We start from the raw sequence: 16,320 nt of genomic DNA, 5'->3' as shown, positions 1-16,320 counted from the left end.
CGCAGGCATGAGAGGACCCCACCCCCCATGACCGAACAGAACGGACAGACCGGACAGCAAGGGCAGGACGGCCGGGCGAGACGGTCCGGAAGCGCCTGGAAGCGGGCGCTCGGCATCGCCGCCGTCACCGCGGCCGCGCTCACGGTGAACGTCGCACCGGCCGACGCGGCCCCCGCCACCGCCCCCGCCACGGCCACCGCGGCCGCCGCCGACGTCGACTACGCCACCTGGCAGCGGGACTGCCGGGCCGTGATGGACCAGGCCCTGCCGTACCTGAAGGAACGGATCGCCGGCGCCGCCCCCGGCGAGAAGCAGGCGGTCGTCCTCGACATCGACAACACCTCCCTGGAGACCGACTTCGGCTTCAGTTACCCGCAGCCCGCCAACCGTCCGGTCCTGGAGGCCGCCCGGTACGCCCAGGAGCACGGTGTCGCCCTCTTCTTCGTGACCGCCCGGCCCGGCATCGTCGGGGCGCCGACCGAGTGGAACCTCGACCACGCCGGCTACCAGTCCTCCGGCCTCTACGTCCGCGGCTTCCTCGACCTCTTCCGCGACGTCGCCGAGTACAAGACCGCGCAGCGGGCCCGCATCGAGTCGAAGGGCTTCACGATCATCGCGAACATCGGCAACAGCGCCACCGACCTGTCGGGCGGCCACGCCGAGAAGGCGTTCAAGCTCCCGGACTACGACGGCCAGTTGTCCTGACGGACGGATAGGCTCCCGTGGACGACGGCCGACCACGGGGGTGGCACATGGAACCGGCGGTACTCGGCGGGAAGTTGGCGTCCGCTCTGGTCGCCCCTCTGGTGAAGAAACTGTTCGTGACGGGCGGCCCCGGCGCCGGACTGGTCGACCGGCCGGTCCGGCTGACCCGCCTGGTGTCCTTCCGCGGCGAGCGGCGGACGCTGGGCGAGAAGGAGGTGCGGGGGCTCGCCGGGACGCTGGTGGCGGGCTCCCTGGACTCCCCCGGCGAGCCGCCCTTCCCGCGCGACGAGGAGACGGCCGTCGCCGACGCCCTGGCCGCCCGGCTGCTCGCCCTCGGCGACCTCGACATGGACGACGTGCAGGCGGTACGGCTGGGGCACCGGGAGCTGGCCGCGCGCCTGCGGCGGCAGGCCTCCGGGGCGGGGTCCGGGACCGGTCTGTCCGCCGACGCGGGCTACTTCCTCGACACGGCGACCGAGTGGGCCTGCCTGCACGTCCTGGAGTTCTTCACCCGGCGGTCCACCTTCGTCGCCCGCACCCTGGTGGCCCAGACCCGCGGCCAGGCCGAGCTCATCGCCAAGGTCGACGAGCTGATCACCCGCGTGCCCAGGCCCGACGCCCGGGACACGGCGTTCGAGCGGCGCTACCTCCCGCACGTCGCCGAGCAGCACAACCGCGTCACCATCTACGGCATCGACCTGCGCGACTCCCCCGACCGCTGGCCCCTCGAAGTCGCCTACCTGAGCCTGGAGGCGACCACGGAGGAGGACCGCCGAGCGCACCCGGGGGAGCCCGCCGAGACGGAACGCACCGTCCGCGTCCCCGCCGAGGCGGCGTCGGCCGCCCACGACCGCGTCCTGCTGCGCGGCGACGCGGGCTCCGGGAAGACGACGCTGGTGCAGTGGCTGGCAGTGACCGCCGCCCGGGACGGCGACCGGATCCCCTACGTGCTGCCGCTGCGCACGCTCGTCCGGGCCGGCACCCTGCCGGCGCCCGCCGCCTTCCTCACGGCGGTGGGCTGCCCGCTCACGCCGCCCGAGGGCTGGGCCGAGCGCGTCCTCCTGGCGGGCCGGGGCCTGGTCCTCGTCGACGGCATGGACGAGATCCCCGCCCCGGACCGGCACCGCGCCCGCGACTGGCTCCTCGCCCTGATCCGCGCCTTCCCCGGCAACCGCTGGCTGCTCACTTCCCGCCCCACCGCCGTACGCCCCGACTGGCTGGCCGCCGAGGGCTTCCGGGAGCTGGCGCTGGCCCCGATGCGCCAGGACGACGTCGCGACCTTCGTCCGACGCTGGCACACGGCGGCCGACGCCCCCGAGTACGAGGCCCGACTGCTCGACTCCCTGCGCACCAAACGCGACTTGGCCCGCCTCGCCACCAACCCCCTGATGTGCGGCCTGATCTGCGCCCTGCACCGTGAGCGGCGGTGCTACCTCCCCACGGGCCGCAAGGAGTTGTACGACGCCGCCCTGACGATGCTGCTCGCCCGCCGGGACCGGGAACGGGGCATGGAGGCCGTGGAACTGGGCGAGGAGGCACAGCTGGAACTGCTCCAGCGGCTGGCGTACGCGCTGGTGCTGAGCGGGCGCACGGAGATGGCCGTGGAGACGGCCGAGGGCATCGTGGAGCGCGCGCTGCCGTCGGTCGCCTCGGCGGCGGGACAGGGTGACGCGGCGACGGTGCTGCGGGCGCTGGTGCTGCGCAGCGGGCTGCTCCGGCGGCCCGGCGACGGCACCCTGGACTTCGTGCACCGCACGTTCCAGGACTACCTCGGTGCCCGGTACGCGGTCGAGGAAGGCCACCTCGACGTCATCGCGGGCCGCGCGGGCGACACCCAGTGGGAGGACGTCGTCCGCATGGCGGTGGCCCACGCCCGGCCCGGCGAGCGGGCGACGCTCCTGCGGCGGCTGCTGGCGGAGGACACCCCTCGGCTGACCCTGCTGGCCCTGGCCTGCCTGGAGCACGCGACGGCCCTGGACCCGGCGGTGCGGACGGAGGTGGAGACGCGGGCGGGGGCACTGATCCCTCCGGGGTCGACGCAGGACGCGAAGACGCTGGCGGCGGCGGGACCGCTGGTCCTCGAGCTGCTGCCGGGCCCCGAGGGGCTGACGGACGCGGAGGCCCACGGCGTGACGGTGACGGCCTCGCTGCTGGCCACGCACGAGCCGACCGGGGCGCTGGCGGTGCTGCGCCGCTTCCGGGGACATGCGTCGCTCGATGTGCGCCGGCAGCTGGTGGGCACGTGGGAGCGGTTCGAGGCGCGGGAGTACGCGGTCGAGGTGCTGGACCACCTGGACCGGACGGACCTGACACTGACCTGTGCCACCGACGCCCAGCGCGCGACCACGGCCGGCCTGCGCCCGTGGCACCGCCTGGAGTTCCGGGGGCCGCACGGCCTCGCGGGCGTCACCGCCGCCGTGACGGGCCCGGACCGCGTCGAGACACTGCGCCTGCTCTACAACCCGGCAGCGGGCGGCCTCGAGCCGCTCACGGCCTTCCCCTCCCTGCGGCGGCTGGTGGTGATCGACTGCGAGAACGCCCACGGGTTCGGCCGGCTCGCGGAGCTGCCACTGCGGCAGCTCGTCGTCGGCCGTGTCGCCGACGTGGACGGCCTGCGACGACTGGGCTCGCTCCGTCTGCTGTCGCTGACGCACCCACTGACCGGCACGCGTCTGACGGACGTCCTGCCGGCCGCCGCTCCCCTGGAGTTCCTGTTCCTGGGGCGCGGCACGACCGAGGAGACCGGGCTGCGCGACCTGTCCCACTGGCCCGGCCTGAAGGTGCTCAGCCTGTCCCCCACCGCGCCGCTCACCGCGGACGACTGGGCCGAGATCGCCCGGCTGCCGCTGCTGACCCGGCTCCAGCTGAACGCCCGGCTCCTCCCGGACGGGCTGGGACCCATGCCGGTCCTTTCCGGGATCACCGAGCTGCGCCTGGCCGAGATCCGGGGCGGCGAGGACCTCTCCGCGCTGCCCGCGCGTCTGCCCGGCGTCCGCGTCGTCGACGTCCGGGGCGTTCCCGGGCTCTGTCCGGACGCCACCGTCCTCACGGCCCTGTTCCCCGGTGCCGAGGTGACCGTGGGCGACCGCTGACACGGCGAAGGGGCCGTGCCGGGACCGAAGTCCCTGCACGGCCCCTTCAGAGGCTCACCCCCGCAGGGCTACGCCTCCTTGCTCAGGTTCGGGCCCGCGCCGCCGGCGGCCTGCTCGATCGGCGGGACGTCGGGGAGGGCCGACTTCTCCTCACCCCGGAAGGTGAAGGTCTTGGTGTCGCCCTCGCCCTCGGTGTCGACGACCACGATGTGACCGGGACGCAGCTCGCCGAAGAGGATCTTCTCCGACAGCGAGTCCTCGATCTCCCGCTGGATGGTCCGGCGCAGCGGCCGGGCGCCCAGCACGGGGTCGTAGCCCTTCTTGGACAGCAGCTCCTTGGCGGACTGGGAGAGCTCGATGCCCATGTCCCGGTCCTTCAGGCGCTCGTCCACCTTGCCGATCATCAGGTCGACGATCGCGAGGATGTCGTCCTGGGTCAGCTGCGGGAAGACGACCACGTCGTCGACGCGGTTGAGGAACTCGGGGCGGAAGTGCTGCTTGAGCTCGTCCGACACCTTGTTCTTCATGCGCTCGTAGTTGGTCTTCGTGTCGCCCGCGGCGGCGAAGCCCAGGTTGAAGCCCTTGGAGATGTCCCGGGTGCCGAGGTTGGTCGTCATGATGATGACCGTGTTCTTGAAGTCCACGACCCGGCCCTGGGAGTCGGTCAGGCGACCGTCCTCCAGGATCTGCAGCAGCGAGTTGAAGATGTCCGGGTGGGCCTTCTCGACCTCGTCGAAGAGGACGACCGAGAACGGCTTGCGGCGCACCTTCTCCGTCAGCTGACCGCCCTCCTCGTAGCCCACGTAACCGGGGGGCGAACCGAAGAGACGGGAGACCGTGTGCTTCTCGCTGAACTCCGACATGTCGAGGGAGATCAGCGCGTCCTCGTCACCGAAGAGGAACTCGGCGAGCGCCTTGGACAGCTCGGTCTTACCGACACCGGACGGGCCGGCGAAGATGAACGAGCCACCCGGACGCTTCGGGTCCTTCAGACCGGCACGCGTACGGCGGATCGCCTTCGAGAGCGCCTTGACGGCGTCCTTCTGGCCGATGACCCGCTTGTGGAGCTCGTCCTCCATGCGCAGCAGGCGGGACGACTCCTCCTCCGTGAGCTTGAAGACCGGGATGCCGGTGGCGGTCGCGAGGACCTCGGCGATCAGCTCGCCGTCGACCTCGGCGACGACGTCCATGTCGCCGGCCTTCCACTCCTTCTCCCGCTTGGCCTTGGCGGCCAGGAGCTGCTTCTCCTTGTCGCGCAGGGAGGCGGCCTTCTCGAAGTCCTGCGAGTCGATCGCGGACTCCTTGTCGCGGCGGACGCCGGCGATCTTCTCGTCGAACTCGCGGAGGTCCGGCGGCGCGGTCATCCGGCGGATGCGCATCCGGGAACCGGCCTCGTCGATCAGGTCGATCGCCTTGTCCGGCAGGAAGCGGTCGGAGATGTACCGGTCGGCCAGGGTGGCGGCCTGGACCAGTGCCTCGTCCGTGATGGAGACGCGGTGGTGCGCCTCGTAGCGGTCGCGCAGGCCCTTGAGGATCTCGATCGTGTGCGGCAGCGACGGCTCCGCGACCTGGATCGGCTGGAAGCGGCGCTCGAGGGCCGCGTCCTTCTCCAGGTGCTTGCGGTACTCGTCCAGCGTGGTCGCACCGATGGTCTGCAGCTCACCGCGGGCCAGCATCGGCTTGAGGATGCTCGCGGCGTCGATGGCGCCCTCGGCGGCACCCGCACCGACCAGCGTGTGCAGCTCGTCGATGAACAGGATGATGTCGCCGCGGGTGCGGATCTCCTTGAGCACCTTCTTCAGGCGCTCCTCGAAGTCACCGCGGTAGCGGGAGCCGGCCACCAGCGCGCCGAGGTCCAGGGTGTAGAGGTGCTTGTCCTTGAGGGTCTCGGGCACCTCGCCCTTGACGATGGCCTGCGCGAGGCCCTCGACGACGGCGGTCTTGCCGACGCCGGGCTCACCGATCAGCACCGGGTTGTTCTTGGTACGGCGGGACAGCACCTGCATGACCCGCTCGATCTCCTTCTCGCGCCCGATGACCGGGTCGAGCTTGGACTCACGAGCGGCCTGGGTGAGGTTCCGGCCGAACTGGTCGAGGACCAGGGACGTCGAGGGGGTGCCCTCGGCAGGCCCGCCGGCGGTGGCGGTCTCCTTGCCCTGGTAACCGGAGAGCAGCTGGATGACCTGCTGCCGCACCCGGTTCAGATCTGCGCCCAGCTTGACGAGGACCTGGGCGGCGACGCCCTCGCCCTCGCGGATCAGGCCGAGCAGGATGTGCTCCGTGCCGATGTAGTTGTGACCCAGCTGAAGGGCCTCGCGGAGCGACAGCTCCAGGACCTTCTTGGCACGGGGGGTGAAGGGAATGTGACCCGACGGGGCCTGCTGGCCCTGCCCGATGATCTCCTCCACCTGCTGGCGGACCGCCTCGAGCGAAATCCCGAGGCTCTCAAGGGCCTTGGCGGCGACACCCTCACCCTCGTGGATCAGGCCCAGGAGGATGTGCTCGGTGCCGATGTAGTTGTGGTTGAGCATCCGGGCTTCTTCCTGAGCCAGGACGACAACCCGCCGCGCGCGGTCGGTGAACCTCTCGAACATCGTTAATCGCTCCTCAGAGCGGTCAGGCAGTAAGGGGAACTTCCCCTCCCTGTCCTTCCGCAGCTTAGTCCCGCAAGCGGGGACCGCTCATTCCAACTGCCGACACCGTCGATGGCCTCCTGACCCCTGACGCCGACATCTGCCACAACCCGATGGTGCGAGACGATGTTCCCGCAGGCCAGGCACTTACCCCGCTCGCCAGTACGCCGATGGCGAACGTGAGACGGCCCGTTCTGCGTGTCGCCCCCTCCCACTAGGGATGTCTTACCCGCTGGGACTGACACTCCATGCCGCGCGCACCGGTTCCCTCCGCTACGGGCGAACAACCTTGCGCCTCCCCGCACCCCCGCGCGCCCCCTCAGTGCCGTACTCAGCGCAATCTCCCGGGCACCCAGCGTAACCCGGTGGGCTTTTCGACGGTTGCACCGAACATGGCCGGCGCCCTGCCCCTGACCCCCACAGTGCCGTTCCCCCGTCGCCCGCCCGAAGGGAGCGGGCCGTGGGAGCGGGTGCGGTCGTGGTACGAGAGCGGGCTCGGCTGGCCGACGGCCCCGGGGACCCCCGTACGGCTCCACGTGGGCGTTCGCTTCGACATCCTCGACGTCCCGGCCGAGGCGGGTCACGCGGCGCTGCGGCGCCGGGCGGGCGGCTTCCCGGTGGCGCTCCGGGGTGAGCGGATGCTGCTGCTCGTGGCCGTGGGCGGCGCGGACGAGCTGCCCGGGCTGCTGGAGTGGCTGGAGTGGGGCTCCCTGGCGATCGACCTGCGTGCGGTCGGCGCCGGCGGTCTCGTGGACGCGCCCCTGCTCGCGCGGTCCCGAGCGGTCGGGCCCTCGCGGTCGCCCGCGGGGCACGGCGCTTCGCAGGGGGCCGCCGTCTGGCTGCGGCCCCCCGGGACGGGCAGCGAGGTCGAGGCCTCGCTGCCGACACTGTCGGCCCTGGGGGGTGGCGGTACCGCCCCCGATCTCGCACGGCTGGTGCACACGCTGGCGACGCAGTGCCACCGGCTCCGGCTCTCCCGGACGACGCGCTGAGGGCGTGCGGGCCGCGGGCGTGCGGACCGGGAGTGTGCTGGCCGGGTCGGTGACGTGGGCCGCGATCAGCCGTTGGCCTCTTCGTACGCCTGCCGGATCGCGGCGGGGACACGGCCGCGGTCGTTGACGTCGTGACCGTTCGCCTTCGCCCACGCGCGGATCGCCGCGGTGTCCTGGCTGCCGCCCGAGGAAGCGCGCGTCTTGCCGCGACCACCCGAAGCGCGGCCTCCGGTCCGGCGGCCACCCTTCACATAAGGATCGAGAAGACCACGGAGCTTGTCCGCATTGGCGGTGGTGAGATCGATCTCGTACGTCTTGCCGTCCAGCGCGAACGTCACCGTCTCGTCCGCCTCGCCGCCGTCGAGGTCATCGACAAGAAGGACCTGAACCTTCTGTGCCACCGGATTTCCTTTCCTAGATAACGTGAGGGCCGGAGGTCCGCCGGCGTCCGCCGTATCGCCGCCCCTTGTTATATGCAGTACTGCAGTACGCCGGAAAGCAAACCGCTTTTGCCGGAAAAACACAAACCCCCGGCGGGAACCCGTAGCACCCCTCCGGCCCGGAAAGATACGCGTTTCGGACATAGGGCACCCGCGTACGGTCCGCGGGTGGAATAACCTGACGACGGGTTGCGGATGCGGTGGCGGATGTGGATGCGGATGCGGTTCTGCGGCGGGTCGCCTCTCGGCGGCTCTCGGCGGCTCTCGGCGGCTCTCGGCGGCCGATCACAGATGCAGAAGCATGCGGCTGTTGCCGAGGGTGTTCGGTTTCACTCGTTCGAGGCCCAGGAACTCCGCCACGCCCTCGTCATAGGAACGCAGCAGCTCGGCGTAGACATCCGTGTCCACGGGCGTCTCTCCGATCTCCACGAAGCCGTGCTTGCCGAAGAAGTCCACTTCGAAGGTGAGACAGAAAACGCGGCGAACACCCAGCCGGCGTGCGGTCTCCAGCAACTTCTCCAGCAGCCGATGTCCGACGCCGGCGCCCTTCAGGCCGGGCTTCACCGCGAGAGTGCGGACTTCCGCGAGGTCTTCCCACATCACGTGCAGGGCACCGCAGCCGACCACCTCGCCGTTGTCGTCCCGTTCCGCGACCCAGAACTCCTGGATGCTCTCGTAAAGCGTCACCATCGCTTTGTCGAGCAGGATGCGGTCGCGGACGTACTCGTCGAGGAGCCCGCGTACGGCCGGGACATCGCCGGTGCGGGCCCGCCGGACGGTGATGGCAATTGGCATGTGGGGACGCTATCGCTCGCCGGTGTCCGCGACCGAGCCGGGTCCCGGCGCGAGTGTTTCCGGGCCCTGCACGATGCGGATGGCGTCCCTGAGTGCCTGGCGCTGTTCCTCGCTCATCATGCCGAAGAAGGCGATGAGAGCGGCGGCGGGGTTGTCGCTCTGCGACCACGCGTCGTTCATCAGCGCGGCGGCGTAGGCGGCGCGGGTGGAGACCGCCTCATATCGATAGGCGCGGCCTTCCGACTCGCGGCGCACCCAGCCCTTCTGATGAAGATTGTCCAGGACGGTCATGACGGTGGTGTACGCGATCGACCGTTCCTGTTGGAGATCTTCCAGGACTTCTCGAACGGTCACCGGGCGGTTCCACTTCCACACCCGCGTCATGACCGCGTCTTCGAGTTCTCCCAATGGGCGAGGCACCCTCACGACAATAGTGGGGAATCAGGTCGATCGCGTGCCGGACGTGCGCTTTCGCCCGCTTTCATGGTCGAGAAGGGGCAAAAAGGGCGTACGGCTCGTCGGCGCGGGTGCGCGGAGGAGCCGTACGGGGGTGGTGCCGTGATGCGGGGCGCGGGTGGGCCCCGGGGAGGTCAGGCCTCTGGTTGCGCCGACGCCTGGCGGGCGCCCTCCGCCCGTGCGAGGGCGGCGTCCACGGCCGCGTCCTCCTTGGTCTTGCTGGCTCCGCCCTGGGTCTTCACGATCACCCTGACGACGCCGATAAAGAAGGCCGCCATGACGGCCGGGGGGAGGAGCGCGGAGACGTAGTCCATGGATCCAGGGTAGCCAGGCCGGGTCAGCCGGCGGCGAGGTGGTGCCGGGAACCGGCGGGGGGCGGGGTCGGCTTGCGGCGGGGGAAGACCTCGCCGGGGGTGGGGACGGGGCGTTTCGGGGCGGCCGGGCTGCCGGGGCCGGCCGGGGCGGGGCTGGGCGCCGGCTTCCGCGGGGGCTTCGCGCCGGGGCGGGCGGCGGTGTCCTGACCGCCCGCGCAGCGGCCGCCGGGGAGCGCGTGGAGGTGGGTGCGCGCGGCGGGGACGGTGACCTTGACGGTGACGGTGGCCGCCGGGGGTGCGCAGCGGGCCAGGAGGGCGGCGGCGGTGGGGTTGCCGCGCAGTGCCCGGAGGGCGGCGAGGTCGTCCGCGGCGGGGCGGTGGCCGGCGCTCAGGGCCTCGTCGAGGAGGGAGAGGTAGCCGGTGATGCTGCCGGGGAGGGCGTCGCGGTACCGGGCGAGGTCGGCCATCAGGAAGTCGCGCAGGCGGGCGCTCTCCTCCATCGCCTCGTCGAGCGACTCCGCGAGGCGGAGACAGTCCTGGACGTCCTCGGCCGAGGCGGGGCTGGGGTTCAGGGCGAGGGCGAGGGCGCGCCGGAGCACACGCAGCTCCTGAGCGCCGAACGCCATGCCGCCTCGGGATCCGTATGGCGTGGGCATGCGGCGACGATACGCGCTAATCGGACAAACTTGGCATAGCGGACGGGTGTGGCGTCGGGGGGCCACTCGTATGCGGGGGCGGTGCCTGCCCGGCGGGTGGTGCGGGGTGCCGGGTGCCTCCGGCGGTGGTGCCGCGTGCAGGGTGCCTGCGGCGGCCTGTGCGGGTTCGGTGCGGGTGCCGGGTGCCTCCGGCGGTGGTGCCGCGTGCAGGGTGCCTGCGGCGGCCTGTGCGGGTTCGGTGGGGGTGCGCGTAGCGCCTTCGGTGGTGTGGGGGTCGGGGCCGCGCCGGGGGGTGTCCGTCCTCGGAACGGCGCGGAATCGGTCCCTTTCCAGCAGGCGGGGCGTTGACGCGCCAACCGCTGCGGGCGGACACCCCCCGACACGTCCCCTTCCCGCCGTACGCGTCTGACCGCCGTCACCCCATCCGGCTGCGGTCCGGTCCGTCGTCCCGCCCCAGCTGCAGGCTGCCGCCAGTATCGCCGTAGCTGCGGGCAGTCGTGCCGCTGGGGCGGCACGGGTGGGCGCAGCGGCACCCCGACAGCGCCGGGCCACGCCACCGACCCCCGGCCCACACCCGCGCCGGGCACCCCGGCAGCGCCGGGCCACGCGGCCCACCCCCGGCCCGCACCCGCGCCGGCCGCCCCCCTACATGCGGGACACGTTGCGTTCGTAGACCAGCCTCAGCCCCATCAGCGTCAGCCACGGCTCGTGCTCGTCGATGACCGAGGACTCGCCCAGCACCATCGGCGCCAGCCCGCCCGTCGCGATGACCGTCACGTCGTCGGGGTCCGTGGCCAGCTCGCGGGCCATGCGGTTGACGACCCCGTCGACCTGGCCCGCGAAGCCGTAGATGATCCCGGACTGCATCGCCTCGACCGTGTTCTTGCCGATCACGCTGCGCGGACGCGCCACCTCGATCTTGCGGAGCTGCGCGCCCTTGACGCCGAGTGCCTCGACGGAGATCTCGATGCCGGGGGCGATGACCCCGCCGATGTACTCCCCGCGCGCGCTCACCGCGTCGAACGTCGTCGCCGTGCCGAAGTCGACGACGATCGCCGGGCCGCCGTAGAGCTCGACCGCGGCGACCGCGTTGATGATGCGGTCGGCGCCGACCTCCTTGGGGTGGTCGGTGAGGATCGGGACGCCGGTCTTGACGCCCGGTTCGACCAGGACCGCGGGGACGTCGCCGTAGTAGCGGCGGGTGACCTCGCGGAGCTCGTGCAGGACCGACGGGACGGTCGCGCAGATGGCGATGCCGTCGATGCCGTCGCCCAGCTCGTCGCCGAGGAGCGGGTGCATGCCCATCAGGCCCTGGAGGAGGACCGCCAGTTCGTCGGCCGTGCGGCGCGAGTCCGTGGAGATGCGCCAGTGCTCGACGATGTCCTCGCCGTCGAAGAGGCCCAGGACGGTGTGCGTGTTGCCTACGTCGATCGTCAGCAGCATGCCTCTACTCCGCTTCCCGCAGGTCGAGGCCGATGTCCAGGATGGGAGAACTGTGGGTGAGGGCGCCCACCGCGAGGTAGTCCACGCCCGTGTCGGCGTACGCCTTGGCGTTGGTGAGGGTGAGGCGGCCGGAGGCCTCCAGGGCGGCGCGGCCGTCGACGAGGGCCACCGCCTCCTCGCACTCGCCCGGCGTGAAGTTGTCCAGCAGGATCAGGTCGGCACCGGCGTCCAGGACCTCGCGGAGCTGGTGCAGCGTGTCGACCTCGACCTCGATGGGGACGTCCGGGAAGCGTTCCCGGACCGCCTGGAAGGCCGCCGCCACGCCGCCCGCGGCGACCACGTGGTTGTCCTTGACCAGGGCCGCGTCCGACAGGGACATGCGGTGGTTGACGCCGCCGCCGCAGCGGACCGCGAACTTCTCCAGGGAGCGCAGGCCCGGGGTGGTCTTGCGGGTGTCCCGCACCCGGGTCCCGGTGCCCTCCAGGACGTCCTCCCACGCGCGCGTGGCGGTGGCGATGCCCGACAGGCGGCACAGGAGGTTGAGCGCGCTGCGCTCGGCGGTGAGGAGGTCGCGGGTGCGGGTGGTGACCGTCAGGAGCTTCTGGCCGGGCTCCACCCGGTCGCCGTCCGCCACGTGGCGTTCCACTTCGAACTCGTCCGTCGCGACGATCGACAGGACCGCCTCGGCGACCCTGAGGCCCGCCACGACGCCCGCCTCGCGCGCGGTGAAGTCGGCGGTGGCGACGGCGTCCTCGGGGATGGTCGCGACCGTCGTCACGTCCACGCCGTGGGCCAGGTCCTCCTGGAGGGCCACGTTCGCGATGTCCTCGACCTCCACGGGGTCGAGGCCGGAGTCGAGCAGGAGGGCGGCGAGCGCGGGGTCGAGGCCGCACTCCAGGTACGCCTCTGCGTCGGTGTCCGCGCCGCAGGCGCAGCCGTCGCCGCAGCCTCCGCCGGAGGCGAGGGGAAGGTCGGGGGTGTTCACTGTCGTCACTGCTCCTGGGGGCGCTGCGCCGGCTGGGGGCTCAGGGTGGTCGGGGGGAATTCTGGCGTGTCCGTGGTGTGCGCGGCGAGGGTTCGGTCCGGGTTCAGGCGTACGACGATGTGGCGGCGCCACGTCGTGTCGTCGCGGTCCGCGCGGTCCTCGCGCCAGTGGCAGCCCCGCGTCTCCTCGCGCCGTGCCGCCGCGGCCACCAGGACGCGGGCCACGCACAGGAGGTTCGTCGCCTCCCACGTGTCGACGCCGGGCTCGGCCGTCTTGCCGTTCTCCTGCAGGGCGTCGCGGGCCTCGGTGTGCAGGTGGTCGAGCTCGTCGGCGGCGCGGGTCAGAGAGTCGGCCGAGCGCAGCACACCGGCGCCCTCGGTCATGATCCGCTGGATGGCGAAGCGGGCCTCCGGCGGCAGGAGGGGGTGCGCCGGGCGGGCCTCCGGGGAGAGCGGTGCGGGCACGCGCGCGTGGAGCGTGCCGTCGGCGTGCATCGCCGCGACGTCGGCGGCGATGCGTTCGGCGTAGACCAGGCCTTCGAGGAGGGAGTTCGACGCCAGGCGGTTGGCGCCGTGCACGCCCGTGCAGGCGACCTCGCCGCACGCGTACAGGCCGGGGACCGTGGTGCGGCCCGAGGCGTCGGTGCGGACGCCGCCGGAGGCGTAGTGGGCGGCCGGTGCGACCGGGATCGGCTCGGTGACCGGGTCGATGCCGTGCGCACGGCAGGCGGCGAGGATCGTCGGGAAGCGGTGCTCCCACATCTCGGCGCCGAAGTGGCGTGCGTCGAGGTACATGTGGTCGGTGCCCCGCTCCTGCATGCGGCGCGTGATGCCCTTGGCGACGATGTCCCGGGGCGCCAGTTCGGCCAGTTCGTGCCGACCCTGCATGAAGCGCACGCCGTCGGCGTCCACCAGGTGGGCGCCCTCGCCGCGTACCGCCTCGGAGACCAGGGGCTGCTGGCCCTCCGCGTCCCGGCCGAGGAAGAGGACCGTGGGGTGGAACTGGACGAATTCGAGGTCGCTCACCTCGGCGCCGGCGCGCAGGGCGAGCGCGACGCCGTCGCCCGTGGAGACGGACGGGTTCGTCGTCGCCGAGAAGACCTGGCCCATGCCGCCGGTCGCCAGGACCACGGCGGGCGCGTGGACGGCGCCGACGCCGTCGTGCTGGCCCTCGCCCATGACGTGCAGGGTGACACCGGCGGTGCGGCCGTCGGCGTCCGTGAGGAGGTCGAGGACGAGGGCGTTCTCGACCGTGCGGATCCCGCGCGCGCGGACCGCCTCGACCAGGGCCCGGGAGATCTCCGCGCCCGTGGCGTCGCCGCCCGCGTGGGCGATGCGGCGGCGGTGGTGGCCGCCCTCGCGGGTGAGGGCGAGTCCGCCCTCGGACGACTCGTCGAAGTGCGCGCCGGTCGCGATGAGCCGGCGTACGGCGCCGGGGCCCTCGGTGACGAGGATGCGGACGGCCTCCGGGTCGCACAGGCCCGCGCCGGCCACCAGGGTGTCGTCGAGGTGCTGCTCCGGGGTGTCGCCCTCGCCGAGGGCGGCGGCGATGCCGCCCTGGGCCCAGCGGGTGGAGCCGTCGTCGAGGCGGGCCTTGGTGACGACGACCGTGGTCAGGCCGGCGGCCTCGCAGCGCAGCGCGGCGGTGAGGCCGGCGACGCCGGAGCCGACGACCACCACGTCCGCCGTGAGGGCCCAGCCGGGCGCGGGTGCGTGCAGTCGTATGCCTGTGCTGGTCACGAGGCGGCTCCGAAGGTGAGGGGGACGTTGTCGATCAGCCGGGTCGCGCCGACCCGGGCGGCGACGGCGAGGACGGCCTCGCCGGTGTGGTCGTCGCCGATCTCGGTGAAGTCGGACGGGTCGACCAGGGCGAGGTAGTCCAGCCGGAGCGGCGGGTCGAGGCGGGCGGCGTCGTCCAGGACCAGGCGGGCGGCGGCGCGGACGGCCGTGGCGGCGCCCGGCGCGGACGTGGCGACGGCGTGCGCGTCGGCCGCGGCGCGGGACTCGCCGAGGGCGTTGAGGGCCTCGGCACGCGCGCGTGAGGCGGGCACTTCGCGGGCCCGCGCGCGCAGCGCCTCCTGGGCGGCGTGCCGGTCCAGGCCGGCGAACAGGGCCTGGGAGAGCGCGAGGGCGGTGCGGCGCTCCTGGGGCGAGAGGTAGCGGTTGCGGCTGGAGAGGGCCAGGCCGTCGTCCTCGCGCACGGTGGGCACGCCGACGATCTCCACACCGAAGTTCAGGTCGCGGACCATGCGGCGGATCAGGGCGAGCTGCTGGGCGTCCTTCTGGCCGTACAGGGCCAGGTCGGGGCGGGTGAGGTGGAGCAGCTTGGCCACGACGGTGAGCATGCCGTCGAAGTGGCCGGGGCGGGAGGCGCCCTCCAGGCGTTCGCCCATCGGGCCCGCCGTGACGCGGACCTGGGGCTCGCCGCCCGGGTAGACCTCGTCGACGGACGGGGCGAAGACGGCGTCCGCGCCCGCCTGCTCGGCGATCTTCAGGTCGGCGTCCAGGGTGCGCGGGTAGCGGTCCAGGTCCTCCCCGGCGCCGAACTGGAGCGGGTTGACGAAGACGGTGACGACCACTTCGCCGTCCGGGCCCGCGATGCGCCGTGCCGTGCGGATCAGGGTGGCGTGGCCCTCGTGCAGGGCGCCCATGGTCATCACGACGGCCCGGCGTCCGTGCCGTACGCGCGCGTGCAGCTCGTCCGCGGTGCGCAGCAGGGTGGTGGTCATCGGGCGTCTCCCTCGGTGCCGTCGGTTCCCTCTGTCCTGCCGGTGCCGCCGGTCCGGCTGCCTCCATCGGCGAGCACCCCGAGGAGGTCCTCGGCGAGTTCGGGCTTGAGCATCCCGTGGTCCAGGGCGCGGTCGGCCGTCGCGCGGGCCATCGCCACGTAACCGGCGACGGCCTGCGGGGCGTGCGTGCGCAGTTCCACGATGTGCGCGGCGACCGTGCCCGCGTCCCCGCGCGCGACGGGGCCGGTCAGCGCCGCGTCGCCGGAGCGCAGGGCGTTGTCGAGGGCGGCGCCCAGCAGCGGGCCGAGCATCCGGTCGGGGGCCTCGACGCCGGCGGTGCGCAGCAGTTCCAGGGACTGGGCGACGAGGGTGACCAGGTGGTTCGCGCCGAGGGCGAGCGCCGCGTGGTACAGCGGGCGCTTGTCCTCGGCGATCCACTCCGGCTCGCCGCCCATCTCGATGACCAGGGCCTCGGCGGCCAGCCGCAGTTCCTCGGGCGCGGTGACGCCGAAGGAGCAGCCGGCCAGGCGCTGGACGTCGACGGGGCTGCCGGTGAAGGTCATCGCCGGGTGCAGGGCGAGCGGCAGGGCCCCGGCGCGCAGGGCGGGGTCCAGGACCTTGGCGCCGTAGCGCCCGGAGGTGTGCGCGAGGAGCTGGCCCGGGCGCACCGCGCCGGTCTCGGCGAGCCCGGTCACCAGGCCGGGCAGCGCGTCGTCGGGGACGGTCAGCAGCACCAGTTCGGCGTGCTGGAGGACCTCGGCGGGCGCCATCAGCGGCACGTCGGGGAGCAGTGCGGCGGCACGCCGCCTGGAGGCGTCGGACACCCCGGAGACGGCCACCGGGCGGTGCCCGGCGAGCTGGAGGGCCGCGGCCAGCGCGGGGCCCACCCGGCCGGCGCCGACGACGCCTACGGTGAGCCGCGCGGGGCGGTCCTTGGGGTCTGGCTGTGGGGTTGTGTTCACGCGACGGCGGCCTTCCCGTTCCAGTCCGCTCGGGGTACCGGACGATTTCTCGTCATGTTAACGCGATTGGTTCCGCGGGTGTCCGGGTTGTCCACAGGCTGTGGGTTTCCCCACCCGCC

14 protein-coding genes are annotated in these 16,320 nt (G+C 72.9%); 3 read left to right on the top strand and 11 right to left on the bottom strand.

Going from position 1 to position 16,320, the window contains the following annotated elements:
• Positions 1–27: 27 nt before the first annotated feature.
• The gene (locus ACGF3H_RS13520; protein WP_362490333.1) at positions 28–705 is read left to right on the top strand and encodes an HAD family acid phosphatase; all 678 of its coding nucleotides are present in this window, start codon (positions 28–30) and stop codon (positions 703–705) included.
• A 47-nt stretch (positions 706–752) separates the two neighbouring features.
• Positions 753–3,797, top strand: a complete 3,045-nt coding sequence (locus ACGF3H_RS13515; RefSeq protein WP_362490331.1) for an NACHT domain-containing protein — start codon at positions 753–755, stop codon at positions 3,795–3,797.
• Between the two features lie 68 nt (positions 3,798–3,865).
• Here ACGF3H_RS13515 and ACGF3H_RS13510 read toward each other — a convergent pair whose 3' ends face one another.
• On the bottom strand, positions 3,866–6,391 hold the full coding sequence (locus ACGF3H_RS13510; RefSeq protein ID WP_362490328.1) for an ATP-dependent Clp protease ATP-binding subunit: 2,526 nt from the start codon (positions 6,389–6,391) through the stop codon (positions 3,866–3,868).
• Positions 6,392–6,822: 431 nt separating this feature from the next.
• On the opposite strand from ACGF3H_RS13510, the gene ACGF3H_RS13505 reads away from it, so the two are divergent.
• Positions 6,823–7,422: an SCO3374 family protein gene (locus ACGF3H_RS13505; RefSeq protein WP_362490325.1), complete on the top strand. Its 600-nt coding sequence runs from the start codon at positions 6,823–6,825 to the stop codon at positions 7,420–7,422.
• 65 nt (positions 7,423–7,487) lie between these two features.
• Here ACGF3H_RS13505 and ACGF3H_RS13500 read toward each other — a convergent pair whose 3' ends face one another.
• The 10 genes from ACGF3H_RS13500 to ACGF3H_RS13455 form a co-directional block, all read right to left on the bottom strand.
• A complete protein-coding gene (locus ACGF3H_RS13500) occupies positions 7,488–7,823 on the bottom strand; it encodes an Lsr2 family protein (protein WP_359399530.1) in 336 nt (111 codons plus the stop codon).
• Positions 7,824–8,147: 324 nt separating this feature from the next.
• Positions 8,148–8,657, bottom strand: coding sequence for an amino-acid N-acetyltransferase (locus ACGF3H_RS13495; RefSeq protein WP_362490322.1), 510 nt, complete (start codon positions 8,655–8,657; stop codon positions 8,148–8,150).
• A gap of 9 nt (positions 8,658–8,666) precedes the next feature.
• Complete coding sequence (locus ACGF3H_RS13490) at positions 8,667–9,065, bottom strand: BlaI/MecI/CopY family transcriptional regulator (RefSeq protein ID WP_362490319.1); 399 nt, start codon at positions 9,063–9,065, stop codon at positions 8,667–8,669.
• Between the two features lie 182 nt (positions 9,066–9,247).
• Positions 9,248–9,427 (bottom strand): hypothetical protein, encoded by a 180-nt coding sequence (locus tag ACGF3H_RS13485; protein ID WP_362490316.1) that lies wholly within the window; start codon positions 9,425–9,427, stop codon positions 9,248–9,250.
• 23 nt (positions 9,428–9,450) lie between these two features.
• Entirely contained in the window at positions 9,451–10,083 is a 633-nt protein-coding gene (locus tag ACGF3H_RS13480; RefSeq protein ID WP_362490314.1) for a hypothetical protein, read from the bottom strand.
• Between the two features lie 645 nt (positions 10,084–10,728).
• Complete coding sequence (locus ACGF3H_RS13475; protein WP_189229900.1) at positions 10,729–11,526, bottom strand: type III pantothenate kinase; 798 nt, start codon at positions 11,524–11,526, stop codon at positions 10,729–10,731.
• A gap of 4 nt (positions 11,527–11,530) precedes the next feature.
• The gene (nadC, locus tag ACGF3H_RS13470; RefSeq protein WP_362490508.1) at positions 11,531–12,511 is read right to left on the bottom strand and encodes a carboxylating nicotinate-nucleotide diphosphorylase; all 981 of its coding nucleotides are present in this window, start codon (positions 12,509–12,511) and stop codon (positions 11,531–11,533) included.
• Positions 12,512–12,516: 5 nt separating this feature from the next.
• On the bottom strand, positions 12,517–14,250 hold the full coding sequence (locus ACGF3H_RS13465; protein ID WP_362490310.1) for an L-aspartate oxidase: 1,734 nt from the start codon (positions 14,248–14,250) through the stop codon (positions 12,517–12,519).
• Entirely contained in the window at positions 14,247–15,239 is a 993-nt protein-coding gene (panC, locus tag ACGF3H_RS13460) for a pantoate--beta-alanine ligase (protein WP_362490307.1), read from the bottom strand. Before panC ends, ACGF3H_RS13465 begins: the two co-directional genes overlap by 4 nt.
• Positions 15,236–16,201, bottom strand: a complete 966-nt coding sequence (locus tag ACGF3H_RS13455) for a DUF2520 domain-containing protein (RefSeq protein WP_362490304.1) — start codon at positions 16,199–16,201, stop codon at positions 15,236–15,238. Before ACGF3H_RS13455 ends, panC begins: the two co-directional genes overlap by 4 nt.
• Positions 16,202–16,320 lie beyond the last annotated feature (119 nt).

Source organism: Streptomyces sp. NPDC048185 (genome assembly GCF_043202495.1).
Taxonomy (GTDB): Bacteria; Actinomycetota; Actinomycetes; order Streptomycetales; family Streptomycetaceae; genus Streptomyces.
Note: the sequence above shows the minus strand (reverse complement) of the source record. Positions and strands in the feature narration are given on the sequence as shown.